Genomic DNA, 2,908 nt, shown 5'->3' with positions numbered 1-2,908 from the left:
ATCGGTTCAAACTCCGCCAACTGGCCGTTATGCGCGAAGCACCAGTTGCGACCCCACAGTTCGCGCACAAACGGATGGGTGTTGGACAGGCAGACCTTGCCGACGTTGGCCTGGCGGATGTGGCCGATCACCACTTCGCTCTTGATCGGATAGCGCTGCACCAGGTTCGCGACTTCCGACTCGCAGCTGGCCGCCGGGTCCTGGAACAGGCGCAGGCCACGGCCTTCATAGAATGCGATGCCCCAACCGTCACGGTGCGGGCCGGTGCGGCCGCCGCGTTGCATCAGCCCGGTGAAGCTGAACACGATATCGGTCGGGACATTGGCGCTCATGCCCAATAACTCACACATGCTCGGATTCTCTGAAAGGCAGGGGCAAGGTTACAAACGCGGTTCGACCCGCATGCGCTGGGGATTGCTCGGGACTGGCGGGCGACCGTAGCGATCATCGCCGGCACCGCCGAAAGGATGATCCTCTTCAGGCTCGTCGGCCCGGACCGCAGCCTTGGCGGCGGCGGTGCGCTCCTTGCGGGCGTTGGAGGCGCGTTCGAGCGGGAAACGAATCGCCACGAACACCAGGTAGATACCGAAGGCGATCATGCCGTACATCAACAGATCGGAAACCGCCCGCCAGGCGTTGTTGCCGACTTTGAACGCCAGGTCCAAAGCGGTAATGGCGATAGCCGGGGCGACTTTTTCCTTCACCGGATCAATGATGGTCGGGCTGAACAGCAACACCGCCACCAGCAGTCGCAGCGGCTCGCGCAGCCAGCGCCACATCCAGCGGGTCATGCGCATCCACACCAACAGGCAGCCCAAAGCGGCAAAGGCGTAAAGGCCCCAAGCGATCAGATAGTCGTTCTCGGTCATGGTGTCCATGGCAAGGCAGGCAAAGAGGCGCTTATAGTAACGACTTTTCGCACAGCAGGCTTGCACCAATGGCTGTTGGGCAGACACCGAACCTGTGGGAGCGAGCTTGGTCTGGGCGGCATTCCGACGATGGCGGATTGCCAGCCAACATGGATGTTGAAGGCACTGACGCCATCGTCGGAATGCCGCCCAGACCAAGCCCGCTCCCACAGGGATCTGTGCTGGCTCGGAGTAAGAGCCAGACAATAAAAAGCCCCCGCCGCCTTTACGGCAACGAGGGCTTTTTGATGTCGCGGGCTTACATCTCGACCTGCGTCCCCAACTCAATCACCCGGTTCAGCGGCAGATTAAAGAAGCGCAAATTGCCATTGGCGTTTTTCAACATGAAGGCGAACAACGCCTCGCGCCAGCGGGCCATGCCTTCAAGCTTGGAGGCAATCACCGTCTCGCGGCTGAGGAAGTAGGTGGTGCGCATCGGGCTGAAGTCCAGGTCATCGAGATGACACAACTTCAAGGCCTGCGGCACGTCCGGTTCGTCGACGAAGCCGAAGTGCAGGATCACCCGGAAGAACCCTTCGCCGTGGGACTCGACCTCGAAGCGCCGTGTTGGCGGCACTCGGGGGATGTCTTCATAGACCACCGTCAGCAGCACCACCTGTTCGTGTAACACCTGGTTATGCAACAGGTTGTGCAACAACGCATGAGGCACAGCGTCCGGGCGGGCGGTGAGGAACACGGCGGTGCCCTGGACGCGATGCGGCGGTTGGACGGCGATGCTGCTGATGAAAATCGGCAGTGGCAGCCCCCCTTCGTCCATGCGTTCCACCAGCAACTGTTTGCCGCGTTTCCAGGTGGTCATCAACACAAACAGCGCAATACCGGCGATCACCGGGAAGGCCCCGCCCTGAACGATTTTCGGCACGTTGGCGGCGAAGTACAGACCGTCCACCAGCAGGAAGCCGAGCAATACCGGCACCGCGAGGATCGGTGGCCATTTCCACAGCAACAACATCACCGCCGACACCAGAATGGTGGTCATCAGCATCGTGCCGGTCACCGCCACGCCATAGGCAGAGGCCAAGGCGCCGGAGGATTCGAAGCCGATCACCAGCAGGATCACGCCCACCATCAATGCCCAGTTCACCGCGCCGATGTAGATCTGGCCCTGTTCGGCACTGGAGGTGTGCTGGATGTGCATGCGCGGAATGTAGCCGAGCTGGATCGCCTGACGGGTCAGGGAGAACGCACCGGAAATCACCGCTTGCGAAGCGATCACTGTGGCCAGGGTCGACAGGCCGACCAGCGGAATCAACGCCCAACTTGGCGCCAACAGATAAAACGGGTTGCGCGCCGCTTCCGGATCGCCGAGCAACAACGCACCCTGGCCAAAGTAGTTGAGCACCAGCGCCGGCAGCACGAGGATGAACCAGGCGCGGGCGATCGGCTTGCGCCCGAAGTGGCCCATGTCGGCGTACAGCGCTTCGGCGCCGGTCAACGCCAGCACCACCGCGCCAAGAATCGCCACGCCCATGCCCGGGTGAACAATGAAGAAACGCACGCCCCAGGCCGGGTTCATCGCTTGCAACACTTCCGGGTGTTGCAGGATGCCGTAGACGCCCAGCGCACCCAGTACCACAAACCATGTAACCATGATCGGCCCGAACAGGATGCCGATGCGCGCGGTGCCGTGACGCTGAATCAAAAACAGCGCCACCAGCACGATCAGCGACAGCGGCACCACCCAATGGTCGATGCCATCGAAGGCCAGCCCCAGGCCCTCAATCGCCGAGAGCACGGAAATCGCCGGGGTGATCATGCTGTCGCCGTAGAACAGCGCCGCGCCGATCAGCCCGCAGACCACCAGCAAGGTGCGCAATCTCTTGTGCCCCGCCGCTGCCCGCCGCGCAAGCGCGGTCAACGCCATGATCCCGCCTTCACCCTGGTTGTCGGCGCGCAGGACAAACATCATGTACTTGATCGAGACCACCCAGATCAGCGACCAGAAGATCAGCGCCAGGATGCCCAACACGCCGTCATGG

3 protein-coding genes are annotated in these 2,908 nt (G+C 62.0%); all 3 read right to left on the bottom strand.

Features of this window, described 5'->3' with window-relative positions; translation table 11 throughout:
• Positions 1 to 350 (bottom strand): class II glutamine amidotransferase (locus F8N62_RS31035; protein ID WP_191632477.1); only part of this gene is annotated, 350 nt, incomplete at its 3' end.
• A 30-nt stretch (positions 351 to 380) separates the two neighbouring features.
• Positions 381 to 878, bottom strand: coding sequence for an MFS transporter (locus tag F8N62_RS31030; RefSeq protein WP_150713805.1), 498 nt, complete (start codon positions 876 to 878; stop codon positions 381 to 383).
• 289 nt (positions 879 to 1,167) lie between these two features.
• Positions 1,168 to 2,908: potassium transporter Kup (locus F8N62_RS31025; protein ID WP_150714186.1), on the bottom strand; the 1,741-nt coding region annotated here is incomplete at its 5' end.

Origin of the sequence: Pseudomonas fluorescens, assembly GCF_902497785.1 — a bacterium.
Taxonomy (GTDB): domain Bacteria; phylum Pseudomonadota; class Gammaproteobacteria; order Pseudomonadales; family Pseudomonadaceae; genus Aquipseudomonas; species Aquipseudomonas fluorescens_BO.
Note: the sequence above shows the minus strand (reverse complement) of the source record. Positions and strands in the feature narration are given on the sequence as shown.

Coding starts and splice junctions, on each gene's coding strand:
- F8N62_RS31030 (WP_150713805.1), bottom strand. CDS start 878: ATGGACACCATGACCGAGAACGACTATCTGATCGCTTGGGGCCTTTAC.